Origin of the sequence: Nocardioides albertanoniae (assembly GCF_006716315.1) — a bacterium.
Classification (GTDB): Bacteria; Actinomycetota; Actinomycetes; order Propionibacteriales; family Nocardioidaceae; genus Nocardioides; species Nocardioides albertanoniae.
The window spans coordinates 1242506-1257305 of the sequence record NZ_VFOV01000001.1 but is presented as its reverse complement, the minus strand read 5'-3'; the positions used below and the strand labels follow the sequence as shown (position 1 = coordinate 1257305).

General features: G+C 69.4%; 18 protein-coding genes. 5 read left to right on the top strand and 13 right to left on the bottom strand.

Annotated elements, in window-relative coordinates; all coding sequences use genetic code 11:
• Window positions 1-9: 9 nt before the first annotated feature.
• The 4 genes from FB381_RS06030 to moeZ form a co-directional block, all read right to left on the bottom strand.
• Window positions 10-879 carry a hypothetical protein gene (locus tag FB381_RS06030; RefSeq protein ID WP_141779453.1) on the bottom strand — a complete coding sequence of 290 codons (870 nt, stop codon included), beginning with the start codon at window positions 877-879 and terminating at the stop codon, window positions 10-12.
• Between the two features lie 96 nt (window positions 880-975).
• Window positions 976-1644 carry a class F sortase gene (locus FB381_RS06025; protein WP_141779452.1) on the bottom strand — a complete coding sequence of 223 codons (669 nt, stop codon included), beginning with the start codon at window positions 1642-1644 and terminating at the stop codon, window positions 976-978.
• Window positions 1641-1931: a hypothetical protein gene (locus tag FB381_RS06020; protein WP_141779451.1), complete on the bottom strand. Its 291-nt coding sequence runs from the start codon at window positions 1929-1931 to the stop codon at window positions 1641-1643. Before FB381_RS06020 ends, FB381_RS06025 begins: the two co-directional genes overlap by 4 nt.
• Window positions 1932-2106: 175 nt before the next feature.
• Window positions 2107-3321: an adenylyltransferase/sulfurtransferase MoeZ gene (gene moeZ, locus FB381_RS06015; RefSeq protein ID WP_141779450.1), complete on the bottom strand. Its 1215-nt coding sequence runs from the start codon at window positions 3319-3321 to the stop codon at window positions 2107-2109.
• A gap of 133 nt (window positions 3322-3454) precedes the next feature.
• Between moeZ and FB381_RS06010 the strand changes: the two genes are divergently transcribed.
• The 3 genes from FB381_RS06010 (at window position 3455) to FB381_RS06000 (ending at window position 4861) form a co-directional block, all read left to right on the top strand.
• On the top strand, window positions 3455-4081 hold the full coding sequence (locus tag FB381_RS06010) for a TetR/AcrR family transcriptional regulator (RefSeq protein WP_141782623.1): 627 nt from the start codon (window positions 3455-3457) through the stop codon (window positions 4079-4081).
• Between the two features lie 110 nt (window positions 4082-4191).
• Window positions 4192-4413: a DUF3107 domain-containing protein gene (locus FB381_RS06005; protein WP_141779449.1), complete on the top strand. Its 222-nt coding sequence runs from the start codon at window positions 4192-4194 to the stop codon at window positions 4411-4413.
• A 136-nt stretch (window positions 4414-4549) separates the two neighbouring features.
• Complete coding sequence (locus FB381_RS06000; protein WP_141779448.1) at window positions 4550-4861, top strand: hypothetical protein; 312 nt, start codon at window positions 4550-4552, stop codon at window positions 4859-4861.
• A gap of 158 nt (window positions 4862-5019) precedes the next feature.
• Here the strand turns inward: FB381_RS06000 and FB381_RS05995 are convergent, their stop codons facing one another.
• Entirely contained in the window at window positions 5020-6060 is a 1041-nt protein-coding gene (locus FB381_RS05995; protein WP_141779447.1) for a C39 family peptidase, read from the bottom strand.
• Window positions 6061-6131: 71 nt separating this feature from the next.
• Entirely contained in the window at window positions 6132-6833 is a 702-nt protein-coding gene (locus FB381_RS05990) for a ferritin-like fold-containing protein (protein ID WP_141779446.1), read from the bottom strand.
• A gap of 175 nt (window positions 6834-7008) precedes the next feature.
• Between FB381_RS05990 and FB381_RS05985 the strand changes: the two genes are divergently transcribed.
• Window positions 7009-8454, top strand: coding sequence for a DEAD/DEAH box helicase (locus FB381_RS05985; protein WP_141779445.1), 1446 nt, complete (start codon window positions 7009-7011; stop codon window positions 8452-8454).
• 24 nt (window positions 8455-8478) lie between these two features.
• Here FB381_RS05985 and FB381_RS05980 read toward each other — a convergent pair whose 3' ends face one another.
• A complete protein-coding gene (locus tag FB381_RS05980) occupies window positions 8479-9078 on the bottom strand; it encodes a L,D-transpeptidase (protein WP_141779444.1) in 600 nt (199 codons plus the stop codon).
• Between the two features lie 198 nt (window positions 9079-9276).
• Here FB381_RS05980 and FB381_RS05975 point away from each other — a divergent pair, with 198 nt between their 5' ends.
• Window positions 9277-10041: an SDR family NAD(P)-dependent oxidoreductase gene (locus FB381_RS05975; protein WP_141779443.1), complete on the top strand. Its 765-nt coding sequence runs from the start codon at window positions 9277-9279 to the stop codon at window positions 10039-10041.
• 55 nt (window positions 10042-10096) lie between these two features.
• Here FB381_RS05975 and FB381_RS05970 read toward each other — a convergent pair whose 3' ends face one another.
• Genes FB381_RS05970 through FB381_RS05945 form a run of 6 tightly spaced genes read right to left on the bottom strand, consistent with a single transcriptional unit; the run spans window position 10097 to window position 14793 of the window.
• On the bottom strand, window positions 10097-10702 hold the full coding sequence (locus tag FB381_RS05970) for a MarC family protein (protein WP_141779442.1): 606 nt from the start codon (window positions 10700-10702) through the stop codon (window positions 10097-10099).
• On the bottom strand, window positions 10699-11574 hold the full coding sequence (locus FB381_RS05965) for a PHP domain-containing protein (RefSeq protein WP_141779441.1): 876 nt from the start codon (window positions 11572-11574) through the stop codon (window positions 10699-10701). The genes FB381_RS05970 and FB381_RS05965 overlap by 4 nt, the downstream gene beginning before the upstream one ends.
• Before the next feature lie 40 nt (window positions 11575-11614).
• On the bottom strand, window positions 11615-12265 hold the full coding sequence (locus FB381_RS05960) for a DUF6758 family protein (RefSeq protein WP_141779440.1): 651 nt from the start codon (window positions 12263-12265) through the stop codon (window positions 11615-11617).
• A gap of 60 nt (window positions 12266-12325) precedes the next feature.
• On the bottom strand, window positions 12326-12880 hold the full coding sequence (locus FB381_RS05955) for a histidine phosphatase family protein (protein ID WP_141779439.1): 555 nt from the start codon (window positions 12878-12880) through the stop codon (window positions 12326-12328).
• Between the two features lie 36 nt (window positions 12881-12916).
• Window positions 12917-13735 carry an SDR family oxidoreductase gene (locus tag FB381_RS05950; protein WP_141779438.1) on the bottom strand — a complete coding sequence of 273 codons (819 nt, stop codon included), beginning with the start codon at window positions 13733-13735 and terminating at the stop codon, window positions 12917-12919.
• 23 nt (window positions 13736-13758) lie between these two features.
• Window positions 13759-14793, bottom strand: a complete 1035-nt coding sequence (locus tag FB381_RS05945) for a MaoC family dehydratase (RefSeq protein ID WP_141779437.1) — start codon at window positions 14791-14793, stop codon at window positions 13759-13761.
• Between the last annotated feature and the right edge of the window lie 7 nt (window positions 14794-14800).

Below are 14800 nucleotides of genomic sequence, written 5' to 3'. Positions count from 1 at the left end.
CGGTGTCGCTCAGAGGGCACCCTTGAACGGCTCGGTGCCGTTGACCAGGCGCAGTCCGGAGATGCCGGAGGTCGCCTTGGCGTAGTCGAGCTCGAGGTCGAGGTCACCGATGTTGTTCGAGGCCGGCAGCGGCGCCAGGCCCAGGGTCGACAGCGTGCCGACGGCCTTGCCCTCGCCGCTCAGGAAGCCCGAGCCGGAGTCGCCGGGGATGCCGGGCGTGACGTTGTAGAGCGGGTGCGACCAGCGGGTGCCGCTGACGTCGTCACCGAGCGAGAGGCCGACCTTCGGGGAGAGCAGGTCGAGGTCGGCACGCAGCGAGGAGTTGCCGTAGGAGTAGACCCGGTCACCGGCGGCGGTGCCGTCGGTGTCGATGCCCGTCGGGCCGCCCCAGATCGGGATGCTCGGGTTGACCTTGCCCTTGTCGGCGTCACTCACCTTGACCAGCGCGAGGTCGTTGTAGGCGCAGGTGTCGGGGTCCTTGGTGCCACGCTTCTGCATGGTCTCCCAGGAGGAGTAGACCAGGGTGCCCTTGCCGATCACGGTGCCCTCGTCGAGCAGCGAGCCACCCTCGTTGAAGGTCACCGGGGTGCCGACCGGGAGCGACTTGGCCGCACAGCCGTTGGTGTCGGTGGCCTCTCCGAGGCCGGCGCAGTGCGCGGCGTAGCCGACGTAGACGTTGGAGGCGGAGTCGGTGTAGACGAAGTTGGACGTGCACTGAGCACCCTTGGTGTACATCTGCACGCCGGGGGTGATCCGGGCGGTGTCAGCAGGCGCCCAGGCGTGGGCGGGGGTGGGGATCAGGGCGGGCACGAGAGCGGCAGTCAGGACGCTGGCAGCGAGGGCTGCGGCGCGGCGGACGGAGCGACGTGTGCGGAGCATGTGGGGAGCCTCGGTTCATCGGTGACGTGACTCACACTCAACGACGCCCGAGGCGTGGAGGTTACGACTTGTTCACCACGTGGGACGGCTGACAGATCAACCTTCAGGGGTGGCGACGACCACGGTGTTGCCCTGGAACGAGGTGCCGTCCCAGTCGTCGCAGGTCACCACCACGAGGCGGGCCTCGCCGTCGGGGTCGAACAGCATCTCGCTGCGCTCGGCGACCTGCGCCTTGGAGAGATCGCGCACCGAACGGACGGTGTAGTCGAACTCGTCGTTCTTCGTGCGTACGACGATCTTCTCGCCCACGCCGACCTCGCCCAGATGGTTGAGCACGCCGCCGCCGTTGTGCAGGGTGTGCCCCACGATCAGCACAGACCCGGCGTCGGCACCGGGCTTGGCGCCGCCCTTCCACCAGCCCATGAGGGCGGAGTCGGCGGGCGGAGTGAGCGTGCCGCTCTCCATCGACAACGGCACCACGTCGGCGTGCACGTTGAGCGTGGGGATCGAGACGCCGCGCACCTTGCCCTTCTTCTTCGGCACCTCGGCGAGGGCCTCCGCGGGGATCGACGACGTCGTCCCGGACGGGGCGGCGCTCGCCTGCTGCGCCTCGCCGATCTTGGCGTAGTAGTCGTAGGCGGCATAGCCGAGCACCGCGACGGCGATCACCAGGACGACGACGAAGACCTCCCCGACGAGCGTTCTCAGGCTGGGTTGCCGCCTGGGCCGCCGGGGAGGCTCGTAGTGGTCGTAGCCGTAGCTCACTCGGCCGAGCGTGCCACAGCCTCAGCCCGTCTGCGGCGGACAGCCATGGTGACGCCCGCGCCCATCAGCAGGGCGCCGACACCGGCGAAGACATAGGACGGGGGTATTCCGCGGGTCGGGTCGGCGACGTTCGACTCCAGTCTCTGGGGGTCGATCGTCGAGCCGACGGCGGAGTCTGAGGCCGGCCTGGGGACCTCGTCGCTCGCATGGGCAGGGGCACCGAGAAGCAGACCGCCGGCCAGGGTGGCACCGGCGAGCGTCGCGCTGAGACGAGCGCGTGTGGACAACGTCGAATCCTCCGAGGTTCGTGCATTGGGCAGCTCCGCCCCCCGCAGCTGCGCCGTCAAACTATCGGCTACCCCCGACACAGATAAAGCCAGCGGCGACCCCAGAGGGGCCACCGCTGGCCAACAGAACAGTAACCCGGTTCTCGAGCCTGCCGAGACTCGCCGGGAAGGCGGATCAGTAGGAGGGCTGCGACGGGTCGATCTGGTTGACCCACGCGACCACGCCACCGCCGACGTGCACGGCGTCGCCGTAGCCGGCGCCCTTCGCGATCGCCAGCACCTCGGCGCTGCGTACGCCGCTCTTGCAGTGGAACACGAGCGGCTTGGCACCGTCCGAGGTCAGCTCGGCGACCTGCGGGATCGCGTTGCCGTTGAGGAAGTCGCCCTTGGGGATCAGCACCGCGCCCGGGATCTTGTTGATCTCGAACTCGTTGGGCTCGCGCACGTCGACGAGCACGAAGTCACGGTTGCCCTCGTCGCGCTCCTTGATCATGTCGGCGAGCTGGGTGACCGAGATCGTCGAACCGGCCGCGGCGTCGGCGGCCTCGGTGGAGACCGCGCCGCAGAAGGCGTCGTAGTCGATCAGCTCGGTGACGGTCGCGTTCTCGCCGCACAGCGCGCAGTTCGGGTCCTTGCGGACCTTCAGCTTGCGGTATTCCATCTCGAGCGCGTCGTAGATCATCAGCCTGCCGACCAGCGGCTCACCGATGCCGGTGAGGAGCTTGATGGCCTCGTTGACCTGGATCGAGCCGATCGAGGAGCACAGCACGCCGAGCACGCCGCCCTCGGCGCAGCTCGGCACCATGCCCGGGGGCGGGGGCTCGGGGTAGAGGCAGCGGTAGCAGGGCGCGTCGTCGGCCAGGGAGGGCGCGAAGACCGAGGCCTGACCGTCGAAGCGGTAGATCGAGCCCCAGACGTACGGGATCCCGAGGAAGTACGCCGCGTCGTTGACCATGTAGCGGGTCGCGAAGTTGTCGGTGCCGTCGACGATCAGGTCGTAGCCCCGGAAAACGTCCATGACGTTGTCGTTGTCGAGCCGACCCTCATGAAGGATCACCTCGACGTTGGGGTTGGTCTCGGCGATCGTCTCCTTGGCGGACAGCGCCTTGGACTTCCCGATGTCGGACTGACCGTGGATGATCTGGCGCTGCAGGTTCGACTCGTCGACCTCGTCGAACTCCGCGATGCCCAGAGTGTGGACGCCGGCGGCGGCCAGGTAGAGCAGCGCGGGCGATCCGAGGCCGCCGGCGCCGATGACCAGCACCTTGGCGTTCTTCAGGCGCTTCTGCCCGTCCATGCCGACGTCGGGGATGATGAGGTGGCGGCTGTAGCGGCGCACCTCGTCGATCGTCAGCTCGTCGGCGGGCTCCACGAGCGGGGCTAGGGACACAACTGCTCCTCAGTTCGGACGTACGTATGCCTGCTTGAACACCGCGGGCACCACTCCATGTTCCCTCATCGGAGGAGATGGGAACGACCCGTCCCGCAATCCGAGTACCAGCGGGTAGGCTGCGGGCGTGACCATGCACCAATCCGAGCTCGACCCCACTCGTCCGCGCGGGGCACGTCTGCCCCGGACGGAGCGACGAGCCCAGCTTCTCGACTCCGCTCTCGAGGTCTTCGTCGCCTACGGCTTCCACGCTGCCGCGATGGACGACATCGCCGAGCGAGCCGGCGTCTCGAAGCCCGTCCTCTACCAGCACTTCCCCGGCAAGCTCGACCTCTATCTCGCCCTGCTGGAGAAGTCCAGCAACGAGATCATCGACGGCTGTCGCGCAGCGCTGGCATCGACCGACGAGAACAAGGAGCGCGTGGCCCGCACCGTCGAGGCCTTCTACGACTACGTCGCCTCCGAGACCGGTGCGTTCCGGCTCGTCTTCGAGTCCGACCTGACCAACGACCCCGCCGTGCGCGAGCAGGTCGACCGGGTCACCAACGCGTGCGCCGAGGCCGTCGCCGAGGTCATCGCCGAAGACACCGGCTTCCCCGCCGCCGCCTCCCACCTGCTCGCTGTCGGGCTCGTCGGCCAGGCGCAGGTCAGCGCCCGCTTCTGGCTCCACGACAACGGCGGCCTCTCCCAGGCCGACGCCGCTCGCCTGGTCGCCGGCCTCGCCTGGCGTGGCATCCGCGGCTATCCCAAGAACGACTGAGCACGAACGACCGAGACCACCCGATTCCGCTCGTAGCGCAACGACGGGGTTCCTCACCTCCTGTGTGAGAGGATTCCGAAGCATTGATCGACCCATCGCAAGGAGGACCCGTGGAGGTCAAGATCGGCGTCCAGCAGGCCGCCCGTGAGCTCGTCGTAGAGACCGAGGAGTCGAGCGAGTCGGTGGAGAAGCTCATCACCGACGCCCTCGATGGCGGCAAGGTGCTCGCACTGACCGACACCAAGGGCCGCAAGGTGATCGTGCCGACCGACAAGCTCGCCTACGTCGAGCTCGGCCCGACCAAGACCGGCAAGGTCGGCTTCGCCGGCTGACCCGGTCGACGAAGGCCCTGATCCGGGAGCACTTTCCGGGTTTGGGCCATGTTGTCCGTGCAAACTCGTCCCAACAGGTGCAAGATCGAGTTATCGGCGCATTCTTAGCGTCAATCTCAACCTGAAGGGATAAGGCATGATCGGGACCATTCTCGTCACCCTCATCGGTGGCGTCGTCATCGGTTTGCTAGGCAAGTTCCTCGCCCCGGGCAGCCGGGACAACATTCCGTTCTGGCTCGTCGTCGTCTGCGGCATCATCGGCATGCTCGTCGGTGGCTGGATCTACTACGCCATCTTCGGTGTGGCCGGCAACGTCGAGGGCAACCCCGACTACGACATGTGGAACACGTCCAAGGGCATCGACTGGTGGCGTCACCTCTGGCAGGTCGTCGTCGCCGCCATCGCGGTCGTCGTGGCTGCCGGCATCACCGGCAAGTCCAAGGCCTGAGCTTCACCCAGGTCGCTCGAAGCGGCTCTGCCCCTGGGGGCAGGGCCGCTTCGCTGTTCCCGGCTGGGCGGCGGCGAGCTGTAACACGTCGTTCGTAGTACTACTCGCCCTATCTAAACGACCGGATAGTCCTACGAACAGCGTGTTACAGCTCCTGATCACGCCCAGTTCGGCTGGCTCGGAGGTTCGGGCGGCGCGACGTCCGGCGGGTGGATGACGTAGACGACCCTCCCCGACCGGGCCCAGGCGCGGTCGAGCTCGACGAGGTCGTACGTCGCTCGCACCTCCTCGTCGCTGGGGATCTTGTGGGAGGCGGGGTCGTGGACGACCGGGTTGCCGTCGGTGTCGAAGCCGACCAGCACCAGCAGGTGGCCGTTGGTGACATACCCGGCGCCGGTCAGCTCGCCCTCCTGGTGGGAGACGGCGAGCACGAGCGGGATCCCTGCCTCGACGAACCGGGCGGCCTCGGCGAAGGAGCGGAGCCGGGTGACGTACGCGACCAGGCCGCGCGAGCCCGCGTAGGCGGTGTTGAACGCCCAGTTGCCGGCGCCGCCGAAGGCCTCGTCGTAGACCTCGCGCACCGTGAACGGCACCTGCGGGTCAGGGGTCTTGTAGTCGACCCAGGCCATCTCCGCGCTCGACGGACCGACGCCCCAGAAGTCGGCGACCATCGCCGTCGACACCGCACTGCACCACGACTGACCGCCGCCGTCCCAGCGCGGACAGCGATCACGATGGAGCTGCTGCGAATAGGCCGGTACGCCACCCACGACCCTCCCGCGAGCCGACGGCCCCGGGACGGCTCCCGGCGCCGAGCCACGAGCATCGGCGGAGACCATCGCCCCCAGCAGGCTCACCCGGGGCCGGCTCGCCCGGGGCCGGCTCGCCCGGGGCCGGCTCCCCGCGGGACCGTGCACCGTGAGCCGCACCACGAAACCCGTGAACATGCGCCCCTCGCGCCCCAGGATCGTGTCGTCGGCCGCGACCGCGATCGGGTCGTCCTGACCGCCGACGGAGGTCGAGACGAAGGCCGGGTCGCTCGACCACCGCGCCAGGACCAGCCAACCGCTGCGCTCCCCCGATGCCGCGACCACCTGCGCGGCGACCTCGACCCACGTCTGGGGCGGGGTGGTCACGTTCCAGGAGGCGACCAGCTCGTCGAAGGCGAAACCCGGGCTGACCTCAGGAGATGTCCACACGCCGGAGGCGTCGGGAGCGATCTGCGCTCCCGACCATCCGGTCCAGGTGATGCCGGGGATCGGCCCGATCCTCAGTGCTCGAGGCCGAGCTTGCCCATGCGCTCGACGTGGCGCTGGGTGATCCGGGTCAGCATCTCTCCGATGGTGCCGAGGTCGAGCCCCGGCAGGTGGTCGTCGATGATCAGGCCGCTGAGACCCTCGCGGGTGGCCGCGATCTGCTGCGTCTGGGTGATCGCCTCGCCCATCAGACGACGACCCCACAGCGCCAGCCGGCCGCCGATGAGGTGGTCGGCCTCGATGCCGGCCCGCACCCGGTCGACCACGAAGTCTGCTCGCCCGGAGTCCTCGAGGGTGGTGACGACGAGCTTGCGGGTCTCCTCGTCGAGGTAGCCCGCGATCTCGCGGTAGAAGTCGTTGGCGAGCCCGTCGCCGACGTAGGCCTTGACCAGCGACTCCCACCAGTCGGACGGCCTGGTGTGGGTGTGGAACGCGTCGAAGCCCTCACGCAGCGGCTCCATGGCGGCGTACGCGTCGACTCCGAGCTCCCCGAGCCGGTCGAGGACCGGCTGGATCTTGGCCTGCTGAGCGGCCGCCATCGCGAGCAGCGCCGTCTTGTCCTCCAGCGACGGCGCCATCTTCGCGTCGTCGGTCAGGCGCTCGACGGCCGAGACCTCGCCGTAGGCGACCGCACCCAGCACGTCGATGACAGCGGCCTTGTAGACGGGATCACCGAACGGATCCTGAAGACCCTTGGACTCTGAGGATGCAACCACGGGAGAACCCTACCGATAGAATGATGATCGACCGACCCAGCACCGCCCGGATTCACATCACACGGCGGAGGACTGGATCCCGTATGTGCGCGGCGTGGCACTCGCCCCCGGCAAGCCCGAGACACCCGTGAGTCGCTCGCCGCATTCGATGAGACAAGCGAGTAGCGACGAAATCATGACAACGTTCAAGGACCTCGGTGTTCACCCCGAGATCTGCGCTCCCCTCGAGCGCAAAGGCATCACCACCCCCTTCGCCATCCAGGAGATGACCCTCTCGGTCGCCCTGCAGGGCACCGACCTGATCGGCCAGGCGCGCACCGGCTCCGGCAAGACGCTGGCCTTCGGCATCCCGGTCGTGCAGCGCAGCGTCTCCCCGAAGGACCCCGACTACCTCGACCTGCCCCAGGGCAAGCCGCAGGCGCTGATCGTGGCCCCGACCCGCGAGCTGGCCATGCAGGTCTCGGCCGAGATCTCGCTGATCTCCGAAGACCGCGGCCTCCGCGTGCTGACCATCTACGGCGGCGCCGGCTACGAGCCGCAGATCGAGGGTCTGGAGAAGGGCGTCGACATCGTCGTCGGCACCCCCGGCCGCCTGATCGACCTGGCCAACCGGAAGGTGCTCGACCTCTCCCACGTGCACGCGCTCGTGCTCGACGAGGCCGACGAGATGCTCGACCTCGGCTTCCTGCCCGACGTGGAGAAGCTGGTCACCCTCACCCCGGAGACCCGCCAGACCCTGCTCTTCTCGGCCACCATGCCGGGCGCGATCGTGGCGCTGGCGCGCTCTTACATGCGCCACCCGATGAACATCCGCGCCGAGTCCTCGACCGAGCGCGAGACGGTGCCCGCCACCGCCCAGTTCGTCTACCAGGCCCACGACCTCGACAAGCCCGAGATGATCGGCCGCCTGCTGCAGTGCGAGGACCACGACAAGGTCGTCGTCTTCGCCCGCACCAAGCGCCAGGCCCAGCGCGTCGCCGACGACCTCGCCGACCGCGGTTTCCCCGCCTCGCCGCTCCACGGCGACATGCAGCAGGCCGCGCGCGAGCGGGTCATGCAGCGGTTCCGTGACGGCAAGATCGAGGTGCTGGTGGCCACCGACGTCGCCGCTCGCGGCATCGACGTCACCGGCGTCTCCCACGTGGTCAACTACACGACCCCCGACGACGAGAAGACCTACGTCCACCGCATCGGCCGCACCGGCCGCGCCGGCGCCTCCGGTGTCGCGGTCACGCTGGTCGACTGGGCCGACCTGCACAAGTGGAAGATGATCAACAAGGCCCTCGACCTGCCCTTCGAGGAGCCGGTCGAGACCTACTCGTCCTCGGAGAACTTCCTCCACGACATGGGCATCCCGAAGGGCACCAAGGGCCGGATCAAGGCGGCCACTCCCGACCGCCCCAAGGACAAGGGCCCCAGGTCCGAGGGCGAGAAGCGCGAGCGCGCTCCCCGCAACCGTGACCGCCAGCGCACCCGGTCGCGCGGCGGCCAGGTCGTCGAGAAGTCCGGCGCGCCGGCTGCCGCCAACGCCGGGTCCGGCGAGGGCAAGAGCGAGGGGTCGGCGCCCCGCCGGCGCCGTCGCCGTCGTTCCTCGGGCGGCTCCTCCCCCAAGGCCGACTGACCGGCTCACCGAGTCGCCGGCGCCCTAGCGCGTCACGACCACTCGCGTGCCGACCGACGCGAAGCGCCACATGGCCTTCGCGTCGGGTTCGGCCTGCCGCACGCAGCCGTGCGAGAGCGGCGTGCCGAGCTGGCCCCGGGTCTGCACGCGCTTGCCCTTGTCGACCGGGATGTTGTGGAACCCGATCGCGGCGTTGGGGCCCTTCGTGAAGCGTACGAACCATCGCATCGTGCCCGAGTCGTCGATGCCCCTGGCGTGCTCGGAGCGGGAGAAGACCTTGTACCTCCCGGGCTTCAGGTTGTCGTAGACGCTGCCGGAGACTGGATACGTACGCCGCACCCGATCCTTCTCCGACACGATCCAGACACGCTGGCGGCTGATCGAGAAGACCGCCCGTCGACCGTCTCCGGAGCGCTCGGGAAGCGCCTTCTCCAAGGTGATCCGCCGCTCGGCGAGCCGACGGGACAGGTCGGCCTCGCGCTGGGCGTCGATCGGCGAGATCGGGTCGCGGAAGGTCACGTCCGGATCGATGCGCGCGCCCGCGGCCCCGGTGACCGGCTCGCCGGTCGCGCGAGGGTCGGCGAGGATCTCGACGCCGCCGTAGATCCCGGCGGAGGTCAGCATGGCCGCGGCAATGACCGACTTGGCCCGTCCCTTACGAGGGGACCGGCCGACCCGGTGCCGCCCTGAGCGGCTCACCTCTGCGTCATGCGCCGGAGACGCCGGCAAGCGTTGTCCACGAGCACCATCATCTACCCGTACGACCGCAAGTCAACTGTCACACGACAGGCCCACCGGACGGACATGGTAGAACTTGGCCGCATGTCGAACCCCACCGCGCTGATCACAGGCGCCACCGCCGGAATCGGACTCGCCTTCGCCCAGCAGCTCGCTTCCCGCGGCCACGACCTGATCCTCGTCGCACGTGACGAGGCCCGACTCGACGGCGTCTCCAAGGACCTCACCGCTGCTCACGGCATCACCGTCGAGACGCTCCGCGCCGACCTGGGCGACCGCGACGGCCAGCGGGTGGTCGAGGCCCGTCTCGCCGACGCCGACCGTCCGGTCGACCTGCTGGTCAACAACGCCGGCCACGGTCTCAAGAACCACTTCCTCGACAACACCACCGACGAGGAGACCGCGATGGCCGAGGTGCTCATCACGGCCCCGCTGCGCCTCTCCCACGCTGCTCTGGGCGCCCAGGTCGCCCGTGGCCACGGCGGCATCATCAACGTGGGCTCCGTCGCCTCCTACCTCCCCCGCGGCACCTACTCGGCCGCGAAGGCCTGGATCAACTCCTTCACCGAGTGGGCCCACAACGAGTACGCCGGCAACGGCATCAAGGTGATGGCCCTGCTCCCGGGGTTCACCAAGACCGAGTTCCACCAGCGCCTCGGCTCCGGCCACGACTCCGCACCCGCCTGGATGTGGCTCAACGTCGACGACCTTGTCCGCGAGGCCCTCGACGACTACGACGACAACAAGACCTTCTCGATCCCCAGCAAGCGCTACAAGACCCTCGCCACCCTCGCCCGGGTCGTGCCGAGCGGGGTGCTCCAGAAGTTCCAGAGCCTCGGCCGCAAGTAGCTCGGAGGTAGTCCCAGACGTTCCGGCCCATCACCCTCTGGGACTACCTCGAACCTCAGCCGTTGGCGTTGGCGATGAAGGTGGTCACGGCGTCGGCGACCATCTGGACGGCGATCGCGGAGAGCAGCAGACCGGCGATGCGGGTGATGAGGAGCACGCCGGACTCCTTGAGCACCTTGAGGATCGGGATGGAGAAGATCATCGCGAGCAGGAGGGTGAGGTGCACGACGACCAGGCCGAGACCGAGCCCGAACCCCGTCCCGATCGAGTCGACGTCCTGGACGAAGACCATCGTCGCGACGATCGCGCCCGGGCCTGCCAGGAGCGGGGTGCCGAGCGGCACCATCGCCACGTTGGCTCCGGCGGCGGCGACCGGGTCGTCGAAGTTGTCGGTGAGCAGCTCGAGGGCGACCAGCAGCAGGAGCAGCCCGCCCGCGCACTGCAGCGCTTCGAGGGAGATGTGCAGGAAGTGCAGGATCGCCTGGCCGAAGAGCGCGAAGATCGTGATCACCAGGAACGAGACCGCGACCGCCAAGATCGCGGCGCGGCGCTGCTTGGCCGGTGACTGGCCGGCGGTCAGCGAGAGGAAGACCGGGATCGTGCCGACCGGGTCCATGATCACGAAGAGCGTCACGAACGTGGAGACGAAGATCTCGGTCAACGTACGACCTCCGGGGTGGTTCGTCCGGAGGCCGCCGAGGCCGCGGCGGCTCGCTCCAGGAGCCGCGCATACTCGGCTGGTGCAGTGGTGTTCACACCCAGATCGTGACCCACCTTGCCGGTGCCGTGGTAATCGCTGGATCCGGTCACCACGAGGTCGAGGTCACGGGCGATCACCCGCAGCTTGTCGCGCACTTCGGGGCTGTGATCCTGGTGGTCGATCTCCAGCCCGGACAGGCCCGCATCGACCAGCGCGGAGATGGCGGCCTCGTCGGGCTGCTGGCGCGTCGACCGGCCCCACGGGTGGGCGATCACGGTGACTCCACCGGCGGCCGCGATCGTACGGATCATCGGCTCCAGCGGGGCGGCGTAGCGGTTGATGTACGCCGGTCTGCCGGCCCCCAGATAGCGGTTGAAGGCCTCGTCACGACTGCGCACATACCCCTTGGCGACGAGGGCGTCGGCCAGGTGCGGGCGGCCCGAGGCAGCGGCATCGCCGGAGACCGCCTCGACGTCTTCGAGGGAGATCTCGATGCCGAGGCCGGCCAGTCGGTCGAGCATCAGCGGCAGCCGTCCGTCGCGCCCCTCGAGCACCCGCTCGAGCTCGTCGACCAGCGGCGGATAGGTGCGATCGGGCAGGTAGGCCAGCAGATGCACGCCGTGGTAGGCGTGGATCGTGCTGATCTCCATGCCGCGCACCAGCTCGATGCCGACCTCGGCGGCGGCAGCAGCCGCCTCGTCCCAGCTGTCGGCGGTGTCGTGGTCGGTGATCGCGACGACGTCGAGCCCGGCGGCCTTCGCGGCCTGCATCAGCTCGGTGGGCGAATCGGTCCCGTCGCTCACCCGCGAGTGAGTGTGGAGGTCGATGCGCACCCGCACATCCTAGTGGTTGTGTTCCCTCGCGGTGCGAGAGCTAGTGGTCCCACCAGGATCCGCGAGGCCCGCCGAAGGGCAGCTCGACCATCTGCATGCCGAGCTCGCCGACCTCGCGCAGGTGCCAGCCGTCCTGGAGCATCAGCATCGCCGTGGCCGGACGGAAGACCATCCACAGCCAGCGGCCGTCGGCCTCGCCGACCACGACCGACCGCTCCCACTCCTCGGCCCCGTTCGTCCATTGGGTGATCGGCCACAGCGGCACCTGCTGCCCGGCCGCGCGCACCTTCGTCGTGGGCGGTCCGGTGCACGCGTCGACGCCGGGATCGGGGCCCGCGGTGCGCGCGCACCGAGCCCCCAGCCCGACACCGGCCTCCTCGGTCACCACGGTCATCTCGACCTGGCCGTCGTCGGGGGTCGTGCCGCTCAGGGTCAGCAGCGTCGCCGCCCCCTTGGTCGCATCGCCCACGACGGCGAGGTCGGCGATCGTCCAGCCCGACCCGATCGGCCAGGGCAGGAAGGTCGGCACGTCGCCGGCCAGCTCGAGGATCTCGACCAGGTCGGCATAGGAGGCCGTGTCGGTGCGCCACACCGGCGTGACCACGCCGTGCTCGGGGCACGAGTGGCTGCCACCGGCACCGACGCTGGCCACCGGCGTCGCGCAGCGTGGACAGCCGACCGCGAGAGCCACCCCACAACGGTGACTCCTCACGCCGGTCCGGTCAAGCATCTGCCCAGGTCAGGCGGGTCGCTACCCGTTCCAGCGCTTGATCACCGGCTGCTCGTGGTGGGCGTCGAGCATCGAGACCGTCGCGGTGTCGAGCCTGAAGAGTCGCCCCTCGCTGACGGGGAGGCCGAGCCACACCGCGGCCAGGGCGCACAGCGCGTGCCCGTGGGAGAAGACGAGCGTGTCGCCCGCACGCGTCCGGGCAGCGTCGACGACGCGACCGAGCCGCTCCTGCACGGCGTCGGCGGACTCTCCTCCGGGCGTCGGCGCCGTCCACAGGCTCCAGCCCGGGTCGCTGCGCTGGATCTCCTCGGTGGTGATGCCCTCGTAGTCGCCGTAGTCCCACTCGACCAGGTCGTCGGTGACGACGGCGTCGGGGAAGCCCGCGAGCTCAGCCGTACGCCGCGCCCGCTGTCGCGGCGAGGTCAGCACCGCGGCGTACCTCTGCTCGGCCAGCCGCGGCGCCAGCGCCTTCGCGTCCGCCTCCCCCTCGCTCAGGAGGGGGAGGTCGGTGCGTGAGGTGTGTCGGCCGTTGCGGGACCACTCGGTGGTGCCGTGCCTGACGAGGTAGAGGGCCATGCCCCCATCAAACCAGCCCGCGGGCCGGCCGCCGGGTCACGCCCGGGTGATGAGCCTGTTGACCTCGCGGGAGAGCACGTTGGGCGCGAGGTCGGCGGCGACGGAGAGTGCCTTGGCCGGGAACCCGACCGCGGTGTGCACCTTCGGCAGCCGGAGCAGCCCCGTGCGCGGCTGGGCCATCTCCCAGACCTGGTCGGCGACGTCGTCGACGGTGAGGCGTACGCCGAGCGTGCCGTGGGACGAGGCGACGTTGTCGTCGAGCATCGCGGTCTTCACCCACAGCGGCCAGACCGCCTGCACCCGGATGCCCTCCTTGCGCCACTCCAGCTCCAGCGCCTCGGTGAGGCCGCGCACGGCGTACTTCGATGCGCTGTAGGAGGCGATCTCGGGCTGCCCGTAGATCGCGCTCGCGCTGCACACGTTGATCACCCCGGAGCCCGGGGTGGCGCGCAGGTAGGGGTAGGCCGTGTGGCAGCCGTTGATCACGCCGTTGACGTTGATCTCGATGGTCTGGTGGTGCTTGGCCAGGTCGACGTCGGCGAGACGTCCGGCGCGCAGGATCCCCGCGTTGTTGATCAGCAGGTCGAGGCGGCCTCCGGCTGCGGTGGCGAACTCCTCCAGCGCCGCCTTCCACGAGGCAGGGTCGGTGACGTCGACCGCTCCGCCGACGGCGGTGGCCTCGCCGAGGCTGGCGGCGACCTGCCTGGCGAGCTCGGCATCGATGTCGTAGATGCCGACGAACCAGCCCTCGGCCGCGAACTTCTCGGCGATGGCCTTGCCGATGCCCTGGGCGGAGCCGGAGACGAAGATTGCTTTCTTGGTCGAAGCGGAGCTCGAGACGGTGTGGTTGGTCATCTGAGTGCGTCCTTCGTCGGTGTTCAGGCTGGGATGAGGGCCCAGTAGTCGAGGTCGAGCAGCACGCCGGGGGCGTACTTCCCGTCGTCGCCGCGCAGGGTCATCGACTCGTCGCGGCCCTTGGTGGCCACCAGCCGCAGGCGCAGCGCGCCGACGCCCGGGGCGACGTCCTCGACCCGGTCGAGCACCTCGGACCAGGCGTAGACGGTGTCACCGGCGTGGGCCGGCGCGGTGTGCGCGCCACCGTTGATCGCGGCGATGAGCTGGGCGTTGGCGAGGCCGTTGAACGAGAGCGCTCGCGCCAGGGAGATGATGTGGCCGCCGTAGACGAGGTTGCGCCCGTCGGGCCGCACCTCGGAGTTGAAGTGGACCTTCGCGGTGTTCTGCCACAGCCGGGTGGCCTGCTGGTGCTCGGAGTCGGTCAGGGTGACCCCGTCGACGTGGTCGATCTTCTCGCCGACCTCGTAGTCGGCCAGACGGTGCGGCTCGCCGGCGGCGGTGAAGTCGTACGCCGAGAAGTTCAGGCCCTTCGGCACGATCAGGTCCTCGGCGTCGACCGCCTTGGCCAGCTCGGGCACGACGGCCTCGGGGGCCGCGGCGTCCTGGTCGCGCTTGTGCACCATCACCCAGCGCGCCCACTCGATCGCGACCTCGCCCCGCTGGTTGGTGGCGGTCGAGCGCACGTAGACGACACCCGACTTGCCGTTGGAGTTCTGCTTGAGGCCGATGACCTCCGACTTGGTCGAGAGCGTGTCGCCCGGCACCACCGGCTGGTGGAAGCGGCACTCGGCGTAGCCGAGGTTGGCCACGGCGTTCAGCGACACGTCCGGCACGGTCTTGCCGAAGGCGATGTGGAAGCCGATCAGCTCCTCGACCGGGTGCCGCTCGAGCCCGACGGACGCCGCGAAGACGGCGCTCGAGGGCACTGCGAAGCGGGTCGGGTAGATCGAGCCGTAGGCAGCCCGGTCGCCATCGGTCACCGTGCGGGGCGTCGCATGCTCGATGACCTGTCCGACCTGGAAGTCTTCGAAGAAGTTACCGGGGTTGGTCTTGCTCATCTGCGGC

Coding starts and splice junctions, on each gene's coding strand:
- FB381_RS05975 (WP_141779443.1), top strand. CDS start 9,277: ATGTCGAACCCCACCGCGCTGATCACAGGCGCCACCGCCGGAATCGGA.
- FB381_RS06030 (WP_141779453.1), bottom strand. CDS start 879: ATGCTCCGCACACGTCGCTCCGTCCGCCGCGCCGCAGCCCTCGCTGCC.
- FB381_RS05985 (WP_141779445.1), top strand. CDS start 7,009: ATGACAACGTTCAAGGACCTCGGTGTTCACCCCGAGATCTGCGCTCCC.
- FB381_RS05945 (WP_141779437.1), bottom strand. CDS start 14,793: ATGAGCAAGACCAACCCCGGTAACTTCTTCGAAGACTTCCAGGTCGGA.
- FB381_RS06010 (WP_141782623.1), top strand. CDS start 3,455: ATGCACCAATCCGAGCTCGACCCCACTCGTCCGCGCGGGGCACGTCTG.
- FB381_RS06000 (WP_141779448.1), top strand. CDS start 4,550: ATGATCGGGACCATTCTCGTCACCCTCATCGGTGGCGTCGTCATCGGT.
- FB381_RS05950 (WP_141779438.1), bottom strand. CDS start 13,735: ATGACCAACCACACCGTCTCGAGCTCCGCTTCGACCAAGAAAGCAATC.
- FB381_RS05980 (WP_141779444.1), bottom strand. CDS start 9,078: ATGCTGACCTCCGCCGGGATCTACGGCGGCGTCGAGATCCTCGCCGAC.
- FB381_RS05955 (WP_141779439.1), bottom strand. CDS start 12,880: ATGGCCCTCTACCTCGTCAGGCACGGCACCACCGAGTGGTCCCGCAAC.